A 23,491-nucleotide genomic window follows, 5' to 3' on the forward strand; every position below is an offset into this window, starting at 1 on the left:
AGCTCGGTCGATATCGGCGGGATCACCGGGCGTCAGCGCCGGTGGAAGACGCCGGGGCGCTTCTCGGCGAAGGCGGCGCGCCCCTCGGCGGCATCCTCGGTGGCGAAGGTGATGCCCTGCATCTCGCGCTCGTAGGCGATGGCCTGGTCCTGGGGCAGGTTGAACGCGGCGCGCAGATTGGCCTTCGCGGTCTCGGCCGCGATCGGAGGACGCGCGGCGATCGTCGCAGCGAGCTCCTGCGCCCGGGCGAGCAGATCATCGGCGGGCACGACCTCGCTGACGAGACCCCAGGCGAGGGCGCGTTGCGCGTCGATCGGGTCGCCGCTGAGCAGCATGAGGGCGGCGTTGCTCGCCCCGATGGAGTTCGCCAGCAGCACCGACATCCCTCCCCCGCCGATCCAGCCGAGCTTGATCTCGGGAGCGGCGAAGCTCGCGGTCTCGGCGGCGATGCGGATGTCGCACGTCAGCGACGCCTCGAGCCCTCCCCCGAACGCGTACCCGTTGATCGCGGCGATCACGGGCTTGCGCAGGTCGCGCAGTGCGTCGCAGTAGTCACGGCGGTTGCGGAACTCCCACGGCGTCTCGTACCGGTCGAGGGTCGAGATGTCACTGCCGGCGCTGAACGCGCGACCCGTGCCGGTGTAGACCACGGCCCGCACCTCAGGGTCGTCGTTGAGGCGGCGCACGATGCCCACGAGCTCGTCGCTCATGGCCTGGGTGACGGCGTTGAGCTTGGCCGGGCGGTTCAGGCGCACGGTCGCGACGTGCCCCTCTCGTGTGACGACGATCAACGGCTCGTCGGTGATGGCCGAGTCGGTCATGCGGTCTCCTTCTGCAGGCGGTCGTCGGCGGTCGCGGCATCGGGAGAAAGAGCGGCGAACCGCGCTTCGATCTCGTCGAGCACGTCGTCGGCATGTCGGGGCCCGGCGACGACATCGCGCACGAGAGCGGATGCCGCGGACTGGAACGGGATGTACCCGGCGATCCGGGGTCGCACCCACGACGCCTCGATGCTCGAGAGGGTGCGCGAGTAGAAGCCGTACGCGGCCTCATCGACCGCGGCATCCGTCCACGCCGCGCGCAGGCCGGGCTGACCGTCGTGCGCGGGGATGAACCCGCGCTGCGCGTCGTCGCTGAGCAGGTGCTCCAGGTGCGCGAGCAGGGCGGGCGAGGGCGCGGAGCGACGGGTGACCGCGATGCCGGTGCCGCCGATCGTCGATCCGAGGCGTCCCGCGTGCGCCGGTGCGCGGTCGAAGGCGACGACCGGCGAGCTGTAGTTCACGTAGCCGTAGACGAGCGGGATGTATCCGATGTCGCCGCGGTCGCGCATCCGGTCGAGCAGACCGATCGGGTTGAGCAGTTCGGTGCCCGCGGGGGCGTGCACCGAGAGGCGGGCGAGCAGATCGAGCGCCCGCCGCGCGACGGCGCGGTCGAACAGTCCCTCTCCGCGTCCCGGGTCGTCGCCGAGCGACACCGCGATCGAGCAGAGCGACAGGAACGCGTGGGGGCCGGCCAGGCTCGTCGCGACGAGCCCGCGCTCGGCGAGAGCGAGAGCGTCGTCCCAGGTCTCGGGCGCCTCGGCGACGAGATCGCGGCGGCGCACCGACACCTGCGTCGCGGCATCCAGCGGCAGAGCCCACAGCCGCCCGTCGAGCGTGTACGAGGCGATGCTCGGCCCCACCGCGGCATCCGCCCATGCCGCGATCCGTGCGGTGTCGAACAGCTCGTCGAGAGGGCGGATGCCGCCGCTCACGAGCGCGTCGCCGAGGTGCGGATGATCGAGCACGAGCAGGTCGTAGCGGCGGGCGAGCTCGTCGATCGGCGCGGACTCGAACCCCTCGAGCGACTGCACCTCCCAGCGCAGGGTGTCGCCGTCGCCGAGGTCGCCGGCCGCTGCCTCCAGAGCGTGACGGCCGCGCGGGTGATCCCAGGTCAGGCCGACGTAGTCGGTCACGACGGCACCGCACTCGAACCCACGGGCACCGGCACGGCGGTCTGCGCCACCGCCCCGGCGTCGAGCAGCTCCTGCGTGCGCTCGGGCGAGACGCCCAGCTCGGCGAGGATCTCGGCCGTGTGCTCACCGGTCAGCGGGGCGCCGCGGTCGATGCGGGCGGGCGTCTTCGCGAACCGGTACGGGAACCCGGGTGTCTTGATGCGCCCCTCAGTGGGGTGGTCGTACTCGACGAACGTGCCGTTGTGGATGATCTGCGGGTCGGCCACGAGGTCTTCGTAACCGTAGACCGGACCCACCCACATGCCGGCGGGCAGCAGCGTGTCGAGCCAGTGCTGCGTGGAGCGCTCACGCAGGTGACGGGCCACCGTCGCATACAGCTCGTCGCGGTGCGTCCAGCCGTGCACCTCGGGGTCGAGACCAGCGAACGAGGGCTCGTCGAGCACCTCGCCGAGCTTCTCGAGGTCGGCGAACCCGAGCGCGAGGTAGCCGTCGCTCGTCGCGAAGACGCCGTAGGGGGCGCGGATGTAGACGTGCGCGTTCGGCTCGCTGCCGCGCTTCTGCGGCACCCCGCCAACCGTGTAGACGCTCAGCTCCTGCATCTGCAGGGTGGTGAGCGCGTCGAGCATGTTCACGGTCACGAGCTGCCCCTCACCGGTGCGCTCGCGGTGCAGCAGCGCCGCGAGCACGGCTTCGAACGCGGTCGATGCGGTGACGGCGTCCGCCAGGTACTGACCCGCCGGAGTCGGCGGCTCGCCCGCGCGCCCGGCCGACAGCATCGCGCCGCTCATGGCCTGCAGGATGAGGTCCTGGCCCGGACGGTCCTTGTAGGGCCCGTCCTCGCCGTAGCCCGACATCGAGACGTACACGAGCGAGGGGTTGATCGCCGCCAGACTCGCGTAGTCGAGGCCGAGACGCGCGGCGACCCCCGGGCGGTAGTTCTGCAGGAACACGTCGGCCCCGGCGATGAGGTCGCGCACGACCTCGCGCCCGGCATCCGACTTCAGGTCCACGGCCAGCGAACGCTTGTTGCGGTTGAGGGAGAGGAACGAGACGTTGATCTCGTTGCCCTGCGCGCCACCGGCCGAGGCGAAGCGCTGCCATTCACCGGCGGTCGGCTCGACCTTGATGACGTCGGCGCCCAGGTCGCCGAGGCGCTGCGCGGCGAAGGGCCCGGCCATGGCGATCGAGCAGTCGATGACGCGGTATCCGTCGAGGATTCCGCGGGTGGGGGTGTCGGACATGTCGTTCCTCTGGTTGTCAGACGGGCGTGATCAGACGGCCGTGTCGGCGCCGCCGGCGGCCGACGAGCGCAGGAGCGCATCGATCAGCTCGACCGAGCGGGCGGCGACGGTCACGTCGGAGTTGTTCTCGCGGCTCGCACCGGTGATCAGCTCGATGAAGCGGGCCGGCGGCACGAGGCATTCGTACTCGCCCTCCCCCTCGGGGATCACGACCTCCTCGCGGCGGCCGTCGTAGCGGCTGAGGGTCACGCGCTCGCGCTCGACGTCGATCATGAGCACGCCCTCGGTGCCGAACAGGCGGATGTCGACCTGGTACTTGTCGCCGTCGGCGAGCGTCGCGGCCCCCGATAGCGACCCCAGCGCCCCGCCCTCGAAGCGGATCACTCCCGCGTCGAACAGGTCGACCGGCGCCCCGGCGGTGATCGCACGACCGGCGACGGATGCCGCGCGCAGCCCCGTGAGCCAGAACAGCAGCGCCGAGGAGTGGGTGATCTGGCCGTGCGCATACCCGCCGCCGTGCTCGGGGCTCGACCACGTGGTCGGGTCGGGAGCGGTGTCGGAGTTCCAGCGCTCGAGCATGTGCGTCGGGTCGGTGCCGAACAGTCCGCGCGTGGGGGACGCCATATGGCACAGGGCGTACTGGATCTCGCCGATCGCCCCGGCGTCGAGCATCCGCTTGGCCGCCACCGTGAACGGCTTGTAGTTCCAGCCGTAGGGCACGAGGAAGACGGTGCCGGCGCGCTCGGCGCGGGCGGCGAGATCCCACGCCTCGTCGGCGTGCAGGGTCATCGGCTTCTCGCACAGCACGTGCAGTCCACGGTCGAGCGCTTGAGCGGCGAGCGGGTGGTGCAGATCGTGCGGGGTGGAGATCACCACGGCGTCGATGTCGGCATCCAGCAGTTCCGTCGCGTCCTCCGTCGCGAACCCGAAGCCGAACTTCTCGCGCACGGCCTCGAGCCCGTCGCCCTTGCCGCAGACGCCCACGAGCTCGACGTCGTCGCGCGCCGCGAACAGCGGGAAGTGGTTGCTCGTCGCCCACCAGCCGGCACCGATCGCGCCGAGGCGCACCGTCGCGGCGGTCATGCGACCCACCGCCAGGTGCGGATGCCGTCGCGATCGCCCTCGACGACGCGGCCCTGCTGCACGAGGCGCTCGAGGTTGCCGGTCATCGGGAAGATCAGGTACTCGGCCGCAGCTGCGGGCCACGGCCCCAGATCGGCTGCCGCGCGCCGGATGAGTTCGAGCGAAGTGAGCTCCTCCCCGCCGGCGAGAACCTGTTCGATCACCCGGTCGACGCGCTCGACGTACGCGAGCGAGTCGTCGAGGAACCCGGCCACCGCCGCGCCCTCGTACACCGGGTAGTGGGCCGTGAGCAGCAGCTCGGCGTCGAGGGCGCGCAACCGACGGATGCTGTCGACGTACCGGGCCGTGTCGCGATAGGTGGGCGGGAACGCGGCCCGACCGTCGGCCGTCGGCACCGTCTCGCCGAGCACGGCATCCGAGATGAGGAGGGTGCCGTTCGCGGCATCCCACAGTGCCAGGTGCCCCGGGGAGTGCCCCGGCACCGCGAGCACCTCGATCGTGCGGTCGCCGAGATCGAACGTCTCGCCGCCGTCGAGGGCTCGCGCCACCGGCACGAGACCGGTCGAACGCCGCACCTCGGCGGTCGTCTCGGGCGGGTCGTCGAAGCCGTCGCGGACGGCGAACTCGCCGTAGCGCCCGGCGATGAGCGCCTCGACGTCCTCGGTCATGGCGACATCGGCGCGCCCGGCCAGGAACTCGGCATGCGGAGCGGCCGCGGCGAGCGCCGCGTTGCCGCCCGTGTGGTCGAAGTCGCAGTGCGAGCTGACCACCCAGCGCAGGTCGGCGAGATCGAACCCGATCTCCTCCAGCGTCGGCAGCAGGGTGCCGGGCACGGAGTCGGCGACACCGGTGTCGAACAGCAGGGCGCCCTCAGGGCCGGTGAGCAGGTACATCGCGATGAAGCGCTCGCCGAGCGGCGCCTGGATGCGGTGGATGCCGTGACGCACCTGCATCATTCGCTCCAGGTGCCGTGGTCGATCAGGCGGAGTCCGGCGCGCTTCGAGCGCACATGGGGCCCGGCCGGCTCCTGCCAGGTGGCCTCGCTGCGGGCCTTGAGGATGAGCGCCTCGTCGACCTCGATGCCCACGCCCGGACGGTCGCCGAGCACGACGCCGCCGTCGGCGAACTCCTGATCGAGCACGAGACCGAACGGCGACCCGAGATCCTGCACCTCGGCCGACAGGTGATTCGGCACGGCCGCCGCGGCCGCCGTCACGGTGTGGTTCGCGGTGAGCCCGACGGGACTGACGGGCAGATCGCGGGCGTGCGCGGCGATCGCCACGCGCAGGAAGTGCGTGACGCCCCACACCGCCCCCGCCTGCACGATGTCGGCACCGCCGGCGTCGAGAAGGGGACGGTACTGCTCGAGTCCGGTGAGGTTCTCGCCGGTGGCGACGGAGGCCTTGATCGCCGCGCTCAGGCGCGCATGCCCCGCGGCATCCCACCGCCGCAGCGGCTCCTCGACCCAGGTGAGGTCGATGCGCTCCTCGAGCGCGCTGACGTGCCGGACGGCCTGCTTGAGGTTCCACGACTCGTTGGCGTCGAGCATGAGCGCAGGCGCCGCGCCGCCGGCCTGGAGCACGTCGGTGAGGATGCCGAAGCGGCGCAGATCCGCCTCGACGTTTCGCCCGCCCTTGAGCTTGGCGGCGGTGTAGCCGCGCTCGCCGAAGCGGCGGTAGAGGGCGGCGAGCTGCTCGTCGTCGAGGGCGGCGTCGAGGCCCGAGGCGTAGCCGGGCACGAAGCGGTCGCCCGCTCCGAGCAGACGCCACAGCGGCTCACCCGCGAGCTTGGCCTTGATGTCCCACAGCGCGGTGTCGAAGGCGCCGATGCCACCGAAGGTCGCGCCCCCGTGCGACGACTTGAACACCCGCGCGAGCATGGCGTCGTAGAGGGTGGTGACGGTGCGGGGGTCCTGCCCCTCGAGGGCGGGGAACAGGCGCTCGAGGTCGGCGTGCGACCCCATGCCGACACCCTCGATGCCCTCGTCGGTCTCGAGGATCACGAGCGGCACGTCGGTGACGCCGGATGCGATGAACCCGTTGACGTCGCCGACGGGGCGCCCCCAGTCGTGGACGGTGCGCAGCGTGCGGTAGCCGGTGATCTTCATGTCGCCCTTGAGTGTGAGAGATCGAATGTGAAAACAACATACATCATATGTCTGTCGTTTCGCGAGTGTCTCCTGCCGCCCCATTCCGGAGGTCAATAGAGTGTCAGGCATGACCCCGCCCGCAGACGCCACCACCGCCGGTCGCGCACGCACCCCCATCGATCGCATCGGCGCGACCGTGCTGAACGAGCTCGTCCAGTCGATCGTCACCGGGGAGTACGCACCGGGCGACCTGCTGCCGCCCGAGAGCGTCATCAGCGTGCAGTTCGGTGTGAGCCGCACCGTCATCCGCGAGACGATGAAGCGCCTGCAGGAGAAGGGCATGGTCACGGTCGCCCAGGGGCGCGGCACCCACGTAAATCCCTCCACGAGCTGGAACGTGCTCGACCCCTCGGTGCTCACCGCCATGATCGAGAACGACTCGACCCTCGGCGTGCTCGACGACCTCAGCGTGGTGCGCGGCGCGCTCGAAGCCGCGATGGCCGCGTCCGCCGCCCGCACCGTCGACGACGACGCCCGCACCCGCCTGCGCGAGAACCTCGAGGCGATGCACGCCCACGTCGACGACTCGGCCGCGTTCCGCGAGGCCGACGTGCAGTTCCACCTCGCCGTGATGGAGCTCGCCGACAACGGCCTCGCCGAGAACATCGCGCGCGTGCTCATCGCTCACGCCGTGGGCAGCGACCGCTTCACCGGCGTCGACCCCGCGCACGCGTTCGAGCTGACCCTCGCCGAGCACACCGCGATCCTCGAGGCGATCTCGGCCGGCGACGCCGAGGCCGCGCGCCTCGCGATGAGCGAGCACATCCTCGGCTCGTGGTCGCGCCGGCGCCTGCCGTCGAAGAAGCGTTCCTGACGGAACCTCGACCGTTCAGCGCGCGAGGTTGGCGATCGCGCGTCGATAGGCGTCGAGATTCGCTCGTCGCCCGACCGCGACGGCCTCGACGGCAACGGCTCTGACCTCATCGGGCGTGTATCGATAGACGAGGCGATATCGAGGCTTCCCGGAACCGTCCGGGTCGAAATACAGCTTGTAGCAGTCACCCAGATCGCCGGTCGCGACGCGAGAGTCGAGCTTCACGCCGGCCACCTTCCCGTCGCGGACGAGCACCAGCATGTCGAGTGCCATCTTCTTCGTCGCCTGGCCCGGAAGCGCGTCGACGTCGTGCTGGAATCCGGGGAGAAGCGCTGTCAGCCGCAGCGGCACCGCCATCAGCGGTAGTCGTCGGGGTCGAGACCCAGATCGGACGCGATGTCGGCCAGCTCGCCGGTCTCGCCGGCCTCCGACCTCTGACGAACCAGGTACGCGATCTCGAGATCCTCGATCGCCGGGATCAGATCGACGTAGAGGTCGAACGGGATGACGACGCCTTCGGCGCGACGGTGACCCCCGAACACCAGCGGGCGCGAGAGGGCGCCCTCCTTGCGGAATCGTCGCAGCGCGTCCGGCAACTGCGCCCGAGCTTCAGACGTCGGCAGTACGGGGATCGGCAGTGCGGACGAGTTCACCATACGTAAATAGTACCTCTTTATCGTCCAGAAAGTCGTACGAGTTTTCGACCGGTTATGCATCGAATGTTGGCTATCGTATTCACCGAGCCCACCTTCGCACCGATGCTGAACGTCAGTCATGTGATGTTTGCTTGATCGTTTTCGTAAGACGTAGTATGTTTCGACGCAAGGCCTGCACCCTCGGGTCCCTGCAGCAACTTCCCTATCAATGTTGAGAGGATCGCAATGAAGCGAAGGATCGCCATCCCCGCCGCCATCGGCGTGGCGGCACTGGCACTCACCGGATGCGGTGGAGCATCGCCGAACGGATCGACCGGCGGAGACTCGGGCACGAGCGACAAGCTCGTCGTCTGGAACTGGGGCGACGCCGACGAGGCCGCGGCCGCGTACACCGAAGACGTCAAGGCGGCATTCGCCGAGAAGCACCCCGACGTCGAGGTCGAGATCGTCAACCAGCCGTTCGACCAGTACTACACGCTGCTCGGCAGCGCGATCGAGGCCGGCACCGGCCCCGACGTCGCCCTGTTCAACGGCGGCACGCAGCTCAAGAGCCGCGCCGACTCCCTCATCCCCGTCACCGACGAGCTCGCCGACCTCGAGGACACCCTCGCCGGCTGGCCCGCTTTCCAGGCCGACGGCGAGACCTATTCCGCCCCGATGTTCCTCCAGGGCTTCCCGATCTACTACAACAAGGCCCTCTTCACCGAGGCCGGCCTCGACGCCGACAACCCGCCCCAGACCTGGGACGAGCTGGCGGCCGCCTGCACCTCGATCACCGAGAAGACGGATGCCTCGTGCTTCGCGCTCGGCAACAAGGAGGGCCTCGGCATCGAGTTCTTCCTCTCGGGCTTCGGCTCGGGCGTCTTCACCCCCGAGGAGTACGACGCCTGGATCGACGGCGACCGCGACTGGACGAGCGAGCACGCGGTGCAGGCCCTGCAGATGTGGGCCGACACCGCTGCCGACGGCTGGTACAACGAGGGCGCGAACTCCACCGCGATGTTCAACGACTCGTTCGACCTGTTCTCGGGCGGTAAGTCGGCCATGGTCATCGGACTCATGAGCGGCACGGCGCACTGGAAGCAGTTCGACGAGTTCCTCGGCGAGGATCTCGGGTTCATGATGCCGGTCACCGTCAACGACGGCACCACCCTGGCCCTCCCGGCCGAGGGCGGCATCGGATACGGCGTGCTCAACGAGGACAAGAAGGAGCTCGGCGTCGACTGGATCAAGGCCACGGTCGACCACGACGCCCTCGCCGCCTACTCGCTCGCGGGCGGTCAGATCACGTCCGACACGACCATCGAGCTCGACACCGACATCGTGTCGGCGAACGACATCGTCGCGGAGTCGGCGGGCAGCAAGCCGCTGCTCCACACCGCCCTCGAGGCCGAGACGCTCGACCTGCTGCACCGCCTCGGCCAGCAGCTGCTCGGCGGCGAGGTCACCGTGCAGGACGCCGCAGCCCAGCTGGCAGCGTCGGAGGGCTGATCCCTTGGCGATCGACACCACCTCGACCCGGACCCTCGTTCTCGCGAACAAGGGTCCGGGCCGCGGCCGCCGGGAACGCGGCGCACGCCGCGATCTCGGCCAGCCGCTGCGCAAGAAGCCGTGGACGTCCGAACGGCTCGCGCCCTACCTCATGGTGCTGCCGGTCATCCTCATCCTCGCGGTCTTCCGCCTCTACCCCCTCCTGCTCGGCGTGAACTTCTCGTTCACGGGAGACAAAGAGCTCAACGGGCAGTTCGTCGGCCTCGACAACTACCTCACGCTCCTCGGCGACGCCCGGTTCCAGGCATCCGCCCGCAATGTGCTGGTCGTGCTGCTGTTCGTGCCGATCCAGGTCTTCGTCGCCGGCATCCTCGCCACCTTCGTCTTCCTGAAGATCCCGGGCCACCGCTTCTACCGCAGCGTGTACTTCCTGCCGGTGGTGCTCTCGCCGATCATCATCGGCGCGATCTTCAACATCCTGCTCGCCGCGAACGGTCCGATCAACGGCGCCCTGAACACCATCAACATCCCGGGCGTCGACTGGCTCGGCCTCCCCACCACGGCGCTGCCCTCGGTGCTCGTCGTGCACATCTGGGCGACGTTCGGCATGGCGTTCACGATCTTCCTCGCCGGTTTCGCGACCCTCGACGCCGAGCTGCTCGACGCCGCGAAGATCGACGGCGCCAACCTCTGGCAACAGATCGTGCACGTCATCATCCCGAGTCTCAGCCAGACCATCCAGTTCGTGTTCGTCACGACCACGATCGGCATGCTCACCGGCCTCTTCGGCCTGCTGTACACGATGACCGCCGGCGGTCCGGGGGCGGCGAGCTACCTGCCCGAGTTCCTCATCTGGAAGCTCAACGGCGAGGCCCGCCCGGCGCTCGCGTCCGCGGCATCCGTCTTCCTGCTGCTGATCGTGCTCGTCATCGGCCTGATCCAGATCCGCGTGCTGCGTCGCGCCACGAAGGAGGCATGATGCGCCGCGAACGCCTGGGCAAGTGGATCATCGCCGTACCGATGATGCTGCTCGCGATCGCCACGATCGCACCGATGCTCTACGGCCTGAACATCTCGCTCAAGACGCGCAAGGACTACGTCCTCGATCGTCTCGGGGTCACGCAGACCTTCAACGTGCAGAACTTCTTCGACGCGTGGAACAACGCCGACATGGGCCGCTACTTCGCGAACACGATCATCGTCACCGTGTTCTCGGTCGCGATTCTGCTCGTGCTCGCGTCGATGTGCGGCTACGCGCTCAGCCACCTCACCTTCCGCGGCAGCAAGGTCGCGTTCCTCATCATCCTCGCGATGATGATGATCCCGTTCCAGGTGATCATGGTGCCGACGATCAAGGTGCTCAGCGACATGGGACTGATCAACACCTTCCCCGGTCTGATCGCCGCGTACGTGGCGCAGTTCCTGCCGTTCACCGTGTTCTTCATGACCTCCTACTACTCGGGCATCCCGAAGGAGCTCACCGAGGCGGCGCGCGTCGACGGCAACGGCCTGTTCGGCGTGTGGGCGCGCATCATGATCCCGGTCGGCAAGCCGGCGCTGATCTCGATGGGCATCCTGAACGCGCTGTTCGTGTGGAACGACATCCTCATCGCGCTGCTGATCATGCAGTCGCCGCAGAACCGCACCGTCATGGTCGGCGTGAGCGCGCTGCGCGGCCAGTACCCCGATAACGTGCCGACGTACATCGCCGGCGTGCTGCTGGCGGTGCTGCCGATCATCATCGTGTACCTGATCTTCCAGCGGCAGATCTCGGCCGGCGTCACGGCCGGAGCCACGAAGGGCTGATCCCATGAGCACCGACCGGATCGAGGTGTACGTCGACCCGGAGGGGTCGCCCTACGCCGACGGCTCGCACGGCTACCCCGCGAACGACCTGGCGCACGGCCTCGCCCTCGTGCGGGCACGGCGCGAGCCGGGTCAGCGGGCCGTGATCTGGATGGCCGGAGGCGAGTACCGGCATCACGAGCCCGTCTCGTTCACGGCATCCGACTCCTTCACCGCGGTGGTGGCGACGGATGCCGCGAACCCGCCGGTGCTGCGCGGATCCGTGCGCCTGACGGGCTGGCGTCCGGTGACGGTGAACGGGGTCGCGGCCTACGCCGCGCCTTCGCCGCGGGCGGCGGCTCGGCGGCTCTACGTCGACGGTGTCGCGGCGGAGCGCCCCCGGCATCCGCGCGAGGGATTCCTGCGCGTCGAGCAGCAGGAGGGCCTCGACCCGGCGGGCAGCTTCGTCGGCACGCTGTTCGACGGGGCGGCGTCGTTCCGCTTCGCCGAGGGCGACATCCCCGAGCTCACGCAGCAGCTCGCGGTCGAGGTCGTCGTGCCGCACTACTGGGTGCAGGAGCGGATGCCGATCACCGCGATCGACCGCGGCACCCGCACCCTCACGAGCTCGCTGCGCAGCATCTTCGCGCTGCGCGATGACGCCGCGAAGCTCTTCGCGCGCTACTGGCTCGACAACGTCGCCGAGCGCTTCGGCGAGGTCGCCGGCGAGTGGTACCTCGACGCGACCGGCGAGCTGGTCGGCGCGTCGGGTCCGCACGTGCTCTACCTGCCGGAGCCCGGCGTCGACATCGACGCGCTCGACGTGCGGATGCCGGTGACCGAGGCCTTCGTGACGCTCGACGGCACCGCCGACGCGCCCGTGCGCGAGGTGCGGTTCGAAGGTGTGCACTTCGCGGAGGCGGACTTCGAGGTCGTGCCGCCCGCGGTGCCGCCGTTCGGGGTACGCGAAGACCCGCAGTTGCCGTCGGCTGGCCGGTACGCGGCCGACGTGCAGGCGGCGAGCACCGTCCCCGCCGCCGTGCGATTCGACTTCGCCCGCTCGTGCGCGCTCATCGGCGGCGGCATCGCACGCGTCGGCGGCTACGGCGTGAGCCTCGGCCCCGGCACGCGCGGGGCGCTCATCAGCGGTGTCTCGTTCAGCGATCTCGGGGCCGGGGCCGTGCGCTCGGGCGGAGGGATCGATGCCCTGGCGGCGGAGTACAACCGCGCGAACGAGATCTCCGACTGCACGATCGCGCGCGGCGGTCAGGTCTATCCCAACGCCGTCGCCGTGCTCTTCCAGCACGGATCGCACAACGTGATCGCGCACAACGAGATCAGCGATCTCCTCTACTCCGGCATCTCGGTCGGCTGGATGTGGGACTACCTGCACAGCCCGTCCGAGGGCAACCTCATCGAGGGCAACCACATCCACCACCTCGGGCAGGGGCTGCTCAACGACATGGGCGGCGTCTACCTGCTCGGCATCGCGCCGGGCACGGTCGTGCGCGGCAATCACATCCACGACATCGAGTGCGCGAACTACGGCGGCTGGGGGATCTACCTCGACGAGGGCTCGTCGCACGTGGTGATCGAGCAGAACGTGGTGCACGACGTGTCGAGCCAGGCCTACCACCAGCACTACGGGCGCGAGGTGATCATCCGCGACAACGTGTGGGCGTTCGGTCGCAACGGGCAGGTGTCGATCACCCGCCCCGAGGAGCACGTGTCGTTCACGTTCCACCGCAACATCGTGGTGGGCGAGGGCATGCCCGCGTTCGTCGGCTACCCCGACCACCGCGACCTGCGGCACTTCGGGGTCGACAGCGACCTGAACCTCTTCTGGGATGCGGCGCCGCTCGACGGCGCGGTGCGGGCGGCGAACGCGGATCGCTCGACGGGAGCGGATGGGCGGGTGGGATTCGAGATCGTCGAGCGCCTCGACGACGAGTGGGCGGCACTCGGTCACGACCGGCACTCGATCACCGCCGATCCGCTGTTCGTGGATGCCGCGGCGCGCGACCTGCGCGTGCGGGAGGGGTCGCCGGCGGAGGGTCTCGGCATCCGGGTGCCGGATGTGCGCGGCGCCGGGCCGCGACCGGTGTCGGAGCGACGGCATCCCCTGGGTGCACTGACCGGCGTCGACCCGTTCCTGCCGACCCGGGGGTAGATGTTCGTCCGTAGGCTGAGGGGATGAACGCGCACGCGCCGAACCCCCTGGTCTGCCCGACCTGCGGTGGAGCACTGACGTTCGAGATCCTCGACGACGAGCGCTTCCTCGTCGTGTGGTCGTGCGTCGAGTGCGGGTTGATCCGGGCGACCGAACCGACGGGATAGCCTCTTCGTCATTTTCTTCGAATCTTGCTTGCGTTAACTTCGGATGCATGTTCGAATGAACATATGCGATGGCAGGGACAAACGGTCGGAGAGACGGATGCCGCGGCGCTCCCCGGTCTCGAAGACCGGTCGAGCGTGCTGCGGTCGGTGACGACCCCCGAGTTCGCCGGGATGACCTTCCACGAGGTGCTCTCGAAGTCGGCGCTCAACCATGTTCCCGGCGCATCGCGCATGCCGTTCGCCTGGACGATCAACCCCTATCGGGGATGCAGTCATGCGTGCGTCTACTGCGTCTCGCCGGACACGTTGATCCTCTGCGCCGACGGGCGCCAGCGCCCCCTGCGCGACCTGGAGATCGGCGACCAGATCATCGGCACCGAGCGCGAGGGCGCGTACCGCCGCTATGTGCCTACCGAAATCCGCGCCAAGTGGTCGAACCGCAAGGCGGCGTATCGGGTGACGCTGGCCGACGGCACCGAGATCATCGCGAGCGGGGATCACCGATTCCTGACCGAGCGCGGATGGAAGCACGTCACCGACGCAGAGTCCGGGCAGAGACCACACCTCACCACGAACAACCGGTTGTTGGGGTTCGGCATCGGGCCGGCGGGGGCAGACATCGATCAGACGAGCACCGATTATCGACGCGGTTACCTGGCCGGGATGATTCGCGGAGACGGAATGATCTTCCACGGCACCTATCCCAGCCCGGAGCGGGTGCGGAAGGTACACATGTTCCGCCTGGCGCTGGTCGATCCGGAGGCTCTCGACCGGACTCGGGAGTTCCTCGAAGCTGAGGATGTGCCGACGAGGACCAGACCATTCGCCGCTCAGACCGAGACCCGGAGCGCGGCGAACGCGATTCACACGGCGGCTCGCGCGGGAGTCGAGCGGATCGAGCAACTCATCCTCTCGCCCGAGGAACCGAACGAGAGCTGGTTCGCTGGATTCCTCGGCGGCATCTTTGATGCGGAAGGGAGTTGTTCGCGCGGAGTGCTCCGCATCTCGAATGGGGATCCCGAACTCATCCGCCTGATCGAGCAGGGCATGCGCGCCTTCGACGTTCCCCACATCGTCGAAGGCGCGCGCGCTAACGGAGTCCGCGACGTGCGCGTGACGGGCGGGCTACCCAGCCGCCAGAGGTTCTTCGCGATCGCCTCACCTGCCATCACGCGAAAACTCGACATCATCGGAACCGCTGTGAAAACGGCATCCGATCTCCGGGTCGTGTCGATCGAACCCCTCGGTGAAGAGCAGGACCTCCTCGACATCACGACCGGGACCGGCGATTTCGTCGCCAACGGAGTCATCAGCCACAACTGCTTCGCCCGCGGGACGCACGAGTACCTCGACCTCGACGGCGGGTCGGACTTCGACTCTCAGATCGTGGTCAAGGTGAATGTCGTCGAGGTGCTCGAGCGCGAACTGCGCAAGGGCAGCTGGCAGCACGAGACCGTGGCTCTCGGCACGAACACCGATCCCTACCAGCGGGCCGAGGGGCGCTACAAGCTCATGCCCGGGATCATCGAGACGCTCGCGGCATCCGGCACCCCGATCTCGATCCTCACGAAGGGCACGCTGATCCGCCGTGACATCCCTCTGCTCGTGAAAGCCGCGCAGCGCGTGCCGATCGACGTGCAGATGTCGATCGCGATGTACGACGACGAGCTGCAGAAGGCGATCGAACCGGGAACCCCGAGCACGCAGGCGAGGCTCGACACGGTGAAGGCCCTGTCGGATGCCGGTTTCCCCGTCACCGTCTTCCTGATGCCGATCCTGCCGCACATGACCGACTCGGTCGACGCGATCGCGCATGCGCTCGAACGCATCAAGATGGCGGGCGCGCGCACGGTGATCTACGGAGCGCTGCACCTGCGGCCGGGTGTGAAGCCGTGGTTCTTCCAGTGGCTCGGAGAGCACCGGCCCGACCTCGTCTCGTCGTACCGCGGCCTCTACCCGGGAGCGTCCGCCGAGGCGCCGAAGCCCTATCGGCAGTGGCTCGCGAAGCGGGTCAAACCGCTGATCCGGCTGCACGGCCTCGACGCGCGCCACGAAGACGACTACCCCCGGCGCGGATTCCGTCCGGGACAGGGGCATGTCGACTCGATCTGGCGCCAGGACGGAGCGCCGACGACGGGGCGGGCACCGGGCCGTCCGAGCCCGGCCGTCACCTTCCGGACCACCGGTTCGGCGACCTCGACCCCCGCGCAGCCCATGCTGTTCTGAGCGTGGGCTGCGGCATCCGCTGGTCGGGGCGGAGGGCCGCAGGCCCGTAGGCTCGGTGACTATGGCTACCGGCTCCACCATCCACACGTTCGACGTGCAACTCGCAGACACCGATCGCGGGGTCTACGAGGACTATTCGCTGCGCGTGGCGAGGCATCCGTCCGAGACCGACGCCTACATGATCACCCGCATCCTCGCCTACGGCCTCGAGTTCGCCGAGGGCATCGGGTTCAGCGAGGGCATCTCGAAGACCGATGAGCCGGCCGTGCTCATCCGCGACCTCACCGGCGCGATCACCGCCTGGATCGAAGTCGGCGCCCCCGATGCCGAGCGCCTGCACTACGGCAGCCGCCTCGCCGAGCGCACCGTGGTCTACACGCACCGCGACCCCGAGAAGGTCATGCTCCCCTGGGCCGGCAAGCGCATCCACCGCTCCGAGGACCTGCGCGTGTTCAGCTTCGACCCCGGCTTCATCGACCAGGTCACGCCGCACATCGAGCGCCGCAACACGCTCACCCTCACGGTGACCGAACAGGTGCTCTACCTCGACCTCAACGGCGCCAACCTCACCACCGCGATCCACGAGCACGAGCTCGGGTAGCCCCCTGAGGGGTCAAGACACGCCGCACCCCCGGCATCCGATACGGCGTGCCTCGACCCCTCGCGGTGCCGCACCGTCCGCGCTCTGGGGAGGAGATCTCTCGTTCCGCAGGAGGCTCTCGCGCATCCGCTCCTGCGCATCGTGCGATCTCCTCCGTCACGTGCGTGCACCCGCCCGGCCGGCCCGCACAACTTCGGAGATCGGGCGAGACACGCCGCGCCGACTGCCCTGCACTCCGGCGTGTCGCCTCAGAACTCCGAAGTTGTGCCGCGGCTCATGCGCGAGGGGTCGAAAAAGGCCGGGTCGGATGCTTCCGACCCGGCCTTTCGTGACCGCTCAGCCCACGCGACCCTCAGCCCGCGCGCGCCTCAGCCCGCGCGCGCCTCAGGCCGCGCGACCCTCTGGCTCAGCGGGTGAGCGCCTCCGCCGTGGGGGTGCGACCGGTGATCTCGTCGATGATGTCGTCGTCGATGCGCGCGTTCTCGAACGGCGCGTCGATCTCGGCCCGGTCGAGCAGCTCGGTCATACGACGCTGACGCTGACGTGTGATGAGCGTGACGACGCGGCCCGAGCGACCGGCGCGGCCGGTACGGCCCGAACGGTGCAGGTACGTCTTGTACTCGTCGGGAGCGTCGGCCTGCACGACGAGATCGATGTCGTCGACGTGGATGCCGCGGGCGGCGACATCGGTGGCGACGAGCACGTTCACACGGCCCGAGGTCAGACGCTCGAGGTTGCGCGTGCGCTTGGCCTGGTTCAGGTCCCCGTGCAGCGAGACCGCGGGGATGCCGGCGTCGTCGAACTGCTCGGCGAGCATGTCGGCGTAAGCGCGGGTGCGGGCGAAGACCAGCGTCTTGCCCTCCCGGTCGACGAGCGAGGTGAGGATCTCGGCCTTGTCGCGGTGCTCGATCACGAGCACGCGGTGCTCGATCGTGCTGGACTCCTGGTCTTCACCGGCGACCTCGTAGACGGCCGGGTCGACGAGGAACTCGTCGACGAGAGCCGCGACCTCGCGGTCGAGCGTCGCCGAGAACAGCAGCTTCTGGCTGCCGTCGGCGGTGTGACGCAGGATGCGCTGCACGGGCTCGACGAATCCGAGCTCGCACATGTGGTCGGCCTCGTCGAGCACCGCGATGCGGCAGTCCGAGAGGTCGAGCTTGCCCTGGTTGATGAGGTCCTCGACGCGGCCGGGGGTGCCGATCACGATGTCGACGCCCTTCTTGAGCGCGCCCACCTGGCGACCCTGCGGCACGCCGCCGTAGATCTGGGTGGTGAAGAGACCCACGCTGCGGGCGATCGGCTGGATCGTGCGGTCGATCTGCAGGGCGAGCTCACGAGTCGGAGCGAGGATGATCGCGCGCGGCGAACGACCGAACTCACGACGCTTGCCGGCCTGCGACTGCAGCACGCGCTCGACGAGCGGGGCGCCGAAGGCGATGGTCTTGCCGGAGCCGGTGCGTCCACGGGCGAGCACGTCGCGCCCGCCGAGCACGGCCGGGATGCTGGCCGCCTGGATCGGGAACGGCGTCGCCGCGCCCATGCCGGCGAGGGTCTCGACGATGTTCGAGCCGAGGCCCAGGTCGCCGAAGCTCACCCCGTCGACCTCGACGGCTGCGACGGACTTCGCCTCGAGGCGCTCGTGCACGACGTCGTCGGTCGGCTCGAAGGCCGCCTTCGGCTTGGCGTTCCAGTCGTTGCGGCCGGGGCGCGCGTCACGGCTCGGACGCTCGTCGCGGCGCGGGCGGTCGGTGCGGTACGCGCCACCGGTCGAGGGACGACTGCGTTCGCCCGGCGCGTCGTAGGAGCGCTGCGTGCGGTCGCGGTCGAAGGCGCGGCGGGCACGGTCGGCATCATACGAACGCTCGGGGCGATCGGATGCCGCACGGTCGTTGTACCGAGGGCGCTCGGCGCCGCCACGGTCGTCACGACGCGGACGCTCGTCACGGTCGAAACGGGGACGGTCGGCACCGCGGTCGTTGAACCGGGGACGCTCGGCGCCACGGTCGTTGTACCGAGGGCGCTCCGCGCCGCCACGATCGTCACGACGCGGACGCTCGTCACGGTCGAAACGAGGACGGTCGGCACCGCGGTCGTTGAACCGGGGACGCTCGGCACCCCCACGGTCGTCACGACGCGGACGCTCGCCACGGTCGAAACGAGGACGGTCAGCACCACGATCGTTGAACCGCGGACGCTCGGCGCCACCACGGTCGTCGCGACGCGGACGGTCGTCGAAGCGGCGGCCGGCCGACGGGCGGTCGTTGTAGCGGGGGCGCTCGGAGCCGCCCTCGAAACGGGGACGCTCGTCGCGACGGTGCGGCGCCTCACGGCGGCCCGACTCGGCGCGGTTGCGGATGCTGCGGGCCTCGTCACGACCGGCGCGCTCCTGCGCACCCCAGCGCTGCTTCGGGGCGCCCGACTCGGCCTCGACCGGACGGTAGCCGCGGTGGCCGGCGCTACGGCTTCCGGGACGACGGTCGTACCCACCTGCGGCGGGAGCGGAGCGGCGGTCGCCGGCATCCGATCGTGCGCCGCGCTCGTCGCGGCTGCCGTCACGCGACGATGCGCCGTGGTGACGGTCGTGGAAGGAGGTCTTGTTCGCGCCGTAGCGCGGCTCGAAGTTGCGAGCGGCTCGGCCGCCCTGGGGCTTCTTGTTCTTCGGCATGTGTGTCTTTCGTTCTCGCACGAGAACAGCACGGCGCACGCGGAGAAGCACCCGTGGATCAGGGGTGCCGGACGCTCAAGGGCCGGGGCCATTCATGTGATGGTTGAATGCGCGTCGATGGACGCTCACCATCGGCCCCTGGACTCACACTTCAAACAGGTAAAACGTCCGCGCGCTGCGCGGGTGTCCGAAGCCGACTTCCCCAGTGTACCCGCCGCACCTGAAAGACTCCCCCGCGGCCATACGATGGCGAGGTGAATCCCACCGGCATCCAGGTCTCCCTCCGTCGCGGCGACGTCACCGCGCAGATCGCCCAGGTCGGCGCCTCGCTGCGCGCGCTGCGCATCGGCGACGTCGACCTGATCTCCCCGTATCCGCTCGATCAGCCGACTCCGGGGTGCTCGGGCGTCGTCCTCGCACCCTGGCCCAACCGCATCCGCGACGGGCGATGGAACGACGAGGGCACCGACCGTCAGCTCGCGATCACCGAACCGAAGTTCGGCAACGCCAGCCACGGACTCCTGCGGTTCACCGCCTACGAGATCGAGCAGACGGATGCCGCTGCCACCCTGCTCGCGACGATCGTGCCGCAGACCGGCTACCCGTACCTCATCGAGACCTCGGTCACCTATGCCCTCACCGACGACGGCGTCGCGGTGACGCACACCCTCACGAACCGATCGGAAACCGCGGCCCCCGTCGCCCTCGGAACGCACCCGTACGTGACCATCGGCGATGTCGACGCGCACGACCTCGTGCTGCGAGTGCCGGCGTCGACCGCTTTCGAGACCGACGAGCGGATGCTGCCCACCGGCACCCGTCCGGTCGAGGCGGCCCTGCGCGACGGCATCCGCCTGGGCGATGCGAAGCTCGACACCGGTTTCACCGATCTCGCGCGCGACCCCGACGGACGCGTGCGGCACTCGCTGACCGCGCCCGATGGCCGCCGCCTCACGCTCTGGCAGGGTGAGGGTTTCGATTTCGTGCAGGTCTACACGGCGACGAACTACCCCGGCCACGATCTGGCCGTCGCGATCGAACCGATGACCGCACCCGCCGACGCGTTCAACAGCGGCCTCGGCGTCCGTCGCCTCGCTCCGGGCGAGACCTGGACCCTCGACTGGGGCATCTCGCTGGGCTGAGTCTCCGGCAGACGCGTGCAATAACTCAGGACGATCGACCAGAAAGGCCCCGGATCCGACGCTTTCGCGTGGATTCGGGGCCTTTCGTCCTGAGTTAGGGACAGCGCATCACTGCGACAGCCACGGGCGCTCGCGCAGTTCCCGGCGGCTGAGCGTCGCTCCGTGCGCAACGACCGACACCTCGGCCTCGGTGAGCTCCAGCTCGTCCACCGCCACCGCGGACCCCGCCGAACCCGCATCCGGACCCTCCGGCGCATCCGGGGCGGAGTCCGTCGGCGCGGCATCCGCTCCCCCGCCCTTGCGGGCCTGGCGCCGCTCCTTCGCACCCTCGACGAGGTTGTAGAGCGTCGGCAGCACGATCAGCGTGAGCACGGTCGACGAGATGAGTCCACCGATCACGACGATCGCCAGCGGCTGCGAGATGAACCCTCCGTGCCCGGTGATGCCGAGCGCCATCGGAGTGAGGGCGAGGATCGTCGCGAGCGCGGTCATGAGGATCGGCCGCAGACGCTTCTCCGATCCGGCCTGCACGGCGGCGACCGTCGACAGACCCTTCTCCCGATACTGGTTGACGAGGTCGACGAGCACGATCGCATTCGTCACCACGATGCCGATGAGCATCAGCACACCGATCAGCGAGGCGACACCGAGCGGCACGCCCGTGACGATCTGCAGCAGGATCGCACCGGTGGCCGCGAACGGCACCGACACGAGCAGCAGCAGCGGCTGGCGCAGCGACTTGAAGGTCGCGACCATCACCACGTAGACGATGAGGATCGCGGCGAGCATCGCCAGACCCAGCTGCGAGAACGAGTCGGCCTGCTGCGAGGCGACGCCGCCGATCTCGGCGGACGCGCCCGCGGGCAGGTCGACCGCGGCGAGCGCAGCGGAGACGGATGCCGTCGCCACCGCGAGATCGTCGGATGCCGGGGGCACGGTGATCGTGGCGGTGCGCTGCCCCTGCTCGGTGGTGATCGAGGTGGGGCCGTTGCGCTGCTCGACCGTGGCGATGTCGCTGAGCGCGACCGGGCCGAGCGGCGTCGGGATCGTCAGTTCGCGCAGCGCCTCGACCGTGGCCGGCGGCTCGGAGGTGACGAGGTACACGGTGAGTGCGGTGTCGTCGATCTCGACCGAGCCGAGCTGCTGCGGGCGCATCGTGTTCGACACGATCGCTCCGACGGCGACCTCCGAGAGCCCGCGCTGGGCGGCGGCCTCACGGTCGACGACCACGGCGATGTAGGGCAGGGCGGCGGCGAGGTTGTCGCTCACCTGATCGATGCCGTCACGCCCGTCGAGCTCGTCCATCACGGCGGTGGTCGCCGTGGAGAGGTCGTCGCCGTTCGAGGCCGAGACCGTGATCTCGATGTCGCTCGAGCCGAACCCGGCCGACGAGGCCACCGACACGTCGCCCACGTCGGAGAGACCGTCGATCGCGTCCTGCACATCGGCGCGCAGCTTCTCCTGGTCGGCGCTCTCATCGGTGAGCACCGAGTAGGTCACGCCCGAGGATCCGCCCGAGAACGCGTCGCGCACCGAGGAGCCGCTCGACCCGATCGAGGCCTGCACATGCTCGATCCCGTCGATGCCGCTGAGTGCGTCCTCGACCTTGATCGCGGCATCGGACTTGGTCTCGAGGCTGGCCGTCGGGCCGAGGTCCTGCGTGATCGTCATGGTGTTCTGACCGGAGTCGCCGAGGAAGTTCTGCTTCATGAAGGGGGCCGCGGCGAGGGTCGCACCGAGCACGACGACGGCCAGCACGACGGTGACGCCCGAGTGCTTGAGCGTCCAGCCGAGGATCGGGCGGTACGCCTTCTGCAGGCGGGTGGGCGGAGCATCCTGGTGCTCGGGGTCGATGGCTGCGCCGTTCTCGTCGAGCAGCGGCTTGCCGGGCTTGAGGAACCAGTACGCGAGCACCGGCACGATCGTCAGCGAGACGAGGAGCGACGCGATCATCGCGATCGACACGGTCATCGCGAACGGCCGGAAGAGCTCGCCGACCATGTCGCCGACGAACACGATCGGCAGGAAGACGGCGACCGTGGTGATGGTGGATGCCGTGATCGCCATAGCGACCTCGCGCACCGCGAGCCGGATCGCATCGCCCTTGTCGGCGTCGCCGACGTAGTGCCTCTTGATGTTCTCGATCACCACGATGGAGTCGTCGACCACGCGGCCGATCGCGATCGTGAGCGCGCCCAGGGTGAGGATGTTCAGCGAGTACCCGAAGGCCTGCAGACCGATGAAGGTGACGAGCACCGAGGTCGGGATCGAGATCGCGGTGACGAGCGTCGAGCGCACCGACATCAGGAACAGCAGGATGACGAGCACGGCCATCACGAGTCCGAGCAGGCCCTCGACCGCGAGCGTCTCGATGGACTGCTCGATGAACGGCGCCTGGTCGAAGATCACGGTGAACGTGGCGTCGGGGAACGCCTCGCCGATCTCGTCGAGCGCGGCGATGACCCCGGCCGACACCTCGACGGTGTTCGCGGCGGGGAGCTTCGTGATCGAGATCGACAGCGCATCCTGGCCGTCGACGCGCGAGATCGAGCTGATCGGGTCGGACTCCTGGACGACGGTCGCGACGTCGCCGACGGTGAGGTCGGTGCCGACGAGCGGCAGGGCGGCGATCTCGTCGACCGAGGCGATCTTCGCGCCGGTCTGCACGGTGAGCGTCTCGCCGTTCTCGGTGATGTCACCGCCGGGGAACAGCGTGCCGTTCTGTTCGAGCGCGTCGCTGATCGCCTGGGTGCTCTGACCTGCGGCGGCGAGCGCCGCGACGTCCGGGGTGATGGTGATGCGCTGGCCGACCCCGCCGACGATCTCGGCGGCGTTCACGCCATCGACGTCTTCGAGCTCGGGGATCGCGACGGTCTCGAGCTCGGCCTGCGCGTTGTCGGCGTCGTCGAAGCCCGACACGGCGACCTGGATCACCGGGAGGTCGTTGATCGAGATCGCGAGCACCTGCGGGTCGATGTCTTCGGGCAGCGTCGACGAGATGCGGTTGATCGCCTGCTGCATCTTCTGCTCGGCGGTCGCGAGGTTCGTGCCGTACGTGAAGCTCGCCTGGATGATCGAGGCGTTGGTGGTGCTCGTGGCGGTGGTCGACTCGAGGTCGGGCACGCCCTGGATCGCCGCCTCGATCGGCGTCGAGACGTCGTTCTCGACGACCTCCGGCGAGGCGCCGGGGTAGGTGGTCATCACGACGAGCGCGGGCAGCTCGAGCGAGGGGATGAGTTCCTGCTTGAGGTTCGTGAGCGCGAGCCCACCGAAGACCGCGGCGACGATCGTGATCAGGGCGATGAGCGCGCGGTTCTTCAGGCTCAGGACGGCGAGTTTCGACAAGG

Annotated in this window: 19 protein-coding genes; 9 read left to right on the forward strand and 10 right to left on the reverse strand. The window is 69.3% G+C overall.

The window, feature by feature from the left end:
* Window positions 1–32: 32 nt before the first annotated feature.
* The 6 genes from ACI2JZ_RS12835 to ACI2JZ_RS12860 are packed head-to-tail and all read right to left on the reverse strand — an operon-like array spanning window position 33 to window position 6,385.
* Window positions 33–821, reverse strand: coding sequence for an enoyl-CoA hydratase/isomerase family protein (locus ACI2JZ_RS12835; RefSeq protein ID WP_247623583.1), 789 nt, complete (start codon window positions 819–821; stop codon window positions 33–35).
* Window positions 818–1,954 carry a hypothetical protein gene (locus tag ACI2JZ_RS12840; protein WP_404597878.1) on the reverse strand — a complete coding sequence of 379 codons (1,137 nt, stop codon included), beginning with the start codon at window positions 1,952–1,954 and terminating at the stop codon, window positions 818–820. The genes ACI2JZ_RS12835 and ACI2JZ_RS12840 overlap by 4 nt, the downstream gene beginning before the upstream one ends.
* The gene (locus tag ACI2JZ_RS12845; RefSeq protein ID WP_404597879.1) at window positions 1,951–3,195 is read right to left on the reverse strand and encodes a CaiB/BaiF CoA transferase family protein; all 1,245 of its coding nucleotides are present in this window, start codon (window positions 3,193–3,195) and stop codon (window positions 1,951–1,953) included. Before ACI2JZ_RS12845 ends, ACI2JZ_RS12840 begins: the two co-directional genes overlap by 4 nt.
* Before the next feature lie 30 nt (window positions 3,196–3,225).
* Complete coding sequence (locus ACI2JZ_RS12850) at window positions 3,226–4,278, reverse strand: Gfo/Idh/MocA family protein (protein ID WP_404597881.1); 1,053 nt, start codon at window positions 4,276–4,278, stop codon at window positions 3,226–3,228.
* Window positions 4,275–5,234, reverse strand: coding sequence for an MBL fold metallo-hydrolase (locus tag ACI2JZ_RS12855; RefSeq protein WP_404597882.1), 960 nt, complete (start codon window positions 5,232–5,234; stop codon window positions 4,275–4,277). The genes ACI2JZ_RS12850 and ACI2JZ_RS12855 overlap by 4 nt, the downstream gene beginning before the upstream one ends.
* On the reverse strand, window positions 5,231–6,385 hold the full coding sequence (locus ACI2JZ_RS12860) for a mandelate racemase/muconate lactonizing enzyme family protein (protein WP_404597884.1): 1,155 nt from the start codon (window positions 6,383–6,385) through the stop codon (window positions 5,231–5,233). The genes ACI2JZ_RS12855 and ACI2JZ_RS12860 overlap by 4 nt, the downstream gene beginning before the upstream one ends.
* A gap of 109 nt (window positions 6,386–6,494) precedes the next feature.
* Here ACI2JZ_RS12860 and ACI2JZ_RS12865 point away from each other — a divergent pair, with 109 nt between their 5' ends.
* Entirely contained in the window at window positions 6,495–7,241 is a 747-nt protein-coding gene (locus ACI2JZ_RS12865) for a FadR/GntR family transcriptional regulator (RefSeq protein ID WP_404597886.1), read from the forward strand.
* A gap of 15 nt (window positions 7,242–7,256) precedes the next feature.
* On the opposite strand, the gene ACI2JZ_RS12870 is transcribed toward ACI2JZ_RS12865, so the two are convergent.
* Window positions 7,257–7,598: a hypothetical protein gene (locus tag ACI2JZ_RS12870; RefSeq protein WP_404597888.1), complete on the reverse strand. Its 342-nt coding sequence runs from the start codon at window positions 7,596–7,598 to the stop codon at window positions 7,257–7,259.
* Window positions 7,598–7,897: a hypothetical protein gene (locus ACI2JZ_RS12875; RefSeq protein ID WP_247633037.1), complete on the reverse strand. Its 300-nt coding sequence runs from the start codon at window positions 7,895–7,897 to the stop codon at window positions 7,598–7,600. Before ACI2JZ_RS12875 ends, ACI2JZ_RS12870 begins: the two co-directional genes overlap by 1 nt.
* 225 nt (window positions 7,898–8,122) lie before the next feature.
* Here ACI2JZ_RS12875 and ACI2JZ_RS12880 point away from each other — a divergent pair, with 225 nt between their 5' ends.
* From ACI2JZ_RS12880 to ACI2JZ_RS12910, 7 genes are all read left to right on the forward strand, one after another.
* Complete coding sequence (locus tag ACI2JZ_RS12880; protein WP_404597890.1) at window positions 8,123–9,388, forward strand: ABC transporter substrate-binding protein; 1,266 nt, start codon at window positions 8,123–8,125, stop codon at window positions 9,386–9,388.
* 4 nt (window positions 9,389–9,392) lie between these two features.
* Window positions 9,393–10,367 carry a carbohydrate ABC transporter permease gene (locus ACI2JZ_RS12885; protein WP_247623591.1) on the forward strand — a complete coding sequence of 325 codons (975 nt, stop codon included), beginning with the start codon at window positions 9,393–9,395 and terminating at the stop codon, window positions 10,365–10,367.
* The gene (locus ACI2JZ_RS12890) at window positions 10,367–11,194 is read left to right on the forward strand and encodes a carbohydrate ABC transporter permease (RefSeq protein WP_247955468.1); all 828 of its coding nucleotides are present in this window, start codon (window positions 10,367–10,369) and stop codon (window positions 11,192–11,194) included. The genes ACI2JZ_RS12885 and ACI2JZ_RS12890 overlap by 1 nt, the downstream gene beginning before the upstream one ends.
* A gap of 4 nt (window positions 11,195–11,198) precedes the next feature.
* The gene (locus ACI2JZ_RS12895) at window positions 11,199–13,343 is read left to right on the forward strand and encodes a right-handed parallel beta-helix repeat-containing protein (RefSeq protein WP_404597892.1); all 2,145 of its coding nucleotides are present in this window, start codon (window positions 11,199–11,201) and stop codon (window positions 13,341–13,343) included.
* Window positions 13,344–13,366: 23 nt separating this feature from the next.
* Entirely contained in the window at window positions 13,367–13,510 is a 144-nt protein-coding gene (locus tag ACI2JZ_RS12900) for a hypothetical protein (RefSeq protein WP_404597894.1), read from the forward strand.
* A 63-nt stretch (window positions 13,511–13,573) separates the two neighbouring features.
* Window positions 13,574–15,736, forward strand: a complete 2,163-nt coding sequence (locus tag ACI2JZ_RS12905) for an intein-containing Rv2578c family radical SAM protein (RefSeq protein WP_404597896.1) — start codon at window positions 13,574–13,576, stop codon at window positions 15,734–15,736.
* Between the two features lie 61 nt (window positions 15,737–15,797).
* Window positions 15,798–16,337 (forward strand): YaeQ family protein, encoded by a 540-nt coding sequence (locus ACI2JZ_RS12910; RefSeq protein WP_404597897.1) that lies wholly within the window; start codon window positions 15,798–15,800, stop codon window positions 16,335–16,337.
* 406 nt (window positions 16,338–16,743) lie between these two features.
* Here ACI2JZ_RS12910 and ACI2JZ_RS12915 read toward each other — a convergent pair whose 3' ends face one another.
* A complete protein-coding gene (locus tag ACI2JZ_RS12915; protein WP_404597898.1) occupies window positions 16,744–19,002 on the reverse strand; it encodes a DEAD/DEAH box helicase in 2,259 nt (752 codons plus the stop codon).
* Window positions 19,003–19,256: 254 nt separating this feature from the next.
* Between ACI2JZ_RS12915 and ACI2JZ_RS12920 the strand changes: the two genes are divergently transcribed.
* The gene (locus ACI2JZ_RS12920; RefSeq protein WP_404597899.1) at window positions 19,257–20,144 is read left to right on the forward strand and encodes an aldose 1-epimerase family protein; all 888 of its coding nucleotides are present in this window, start codon (window positions 19,257–19,259) and stop codon (window positions 20,142–20,144) included.
* A 108-nt stretch (window positions 20,145–20,252) separates the two neighbouring features.
* Here ACI2JZ_RS12920 and ACI2JZ_RS12925 read toward each other — a convergent pair whose 3' ends face one another.
* The gene (locus ACI2JZ_RS12925) at window positions 20,253–23,489 is read right to left on the reverse strand and encodes an efflux RND transporter permease subunit (RefSeq protein WP_404597900.1); all 3,237 of its coding nucleotides are present in this window, start codon (window positions 23,487–23,489) and stop codon (window positions 20,253–20,255) included.
* Window positions 23,490–23,491 lie beyond the last annotated feature (2 nt).

Origin of the sequence: Microbacterium sp. NPDC087868 (genome assembly GCF_044900755.1) — a bacterium.
In the GTDB taxonomy this organism is placed as follows: Bacteria; Actinomycetota; Actinomycetes; order Actinomycetales; family Microbacteriaceae; genus Microbacterium; species Microbacterium galbinum.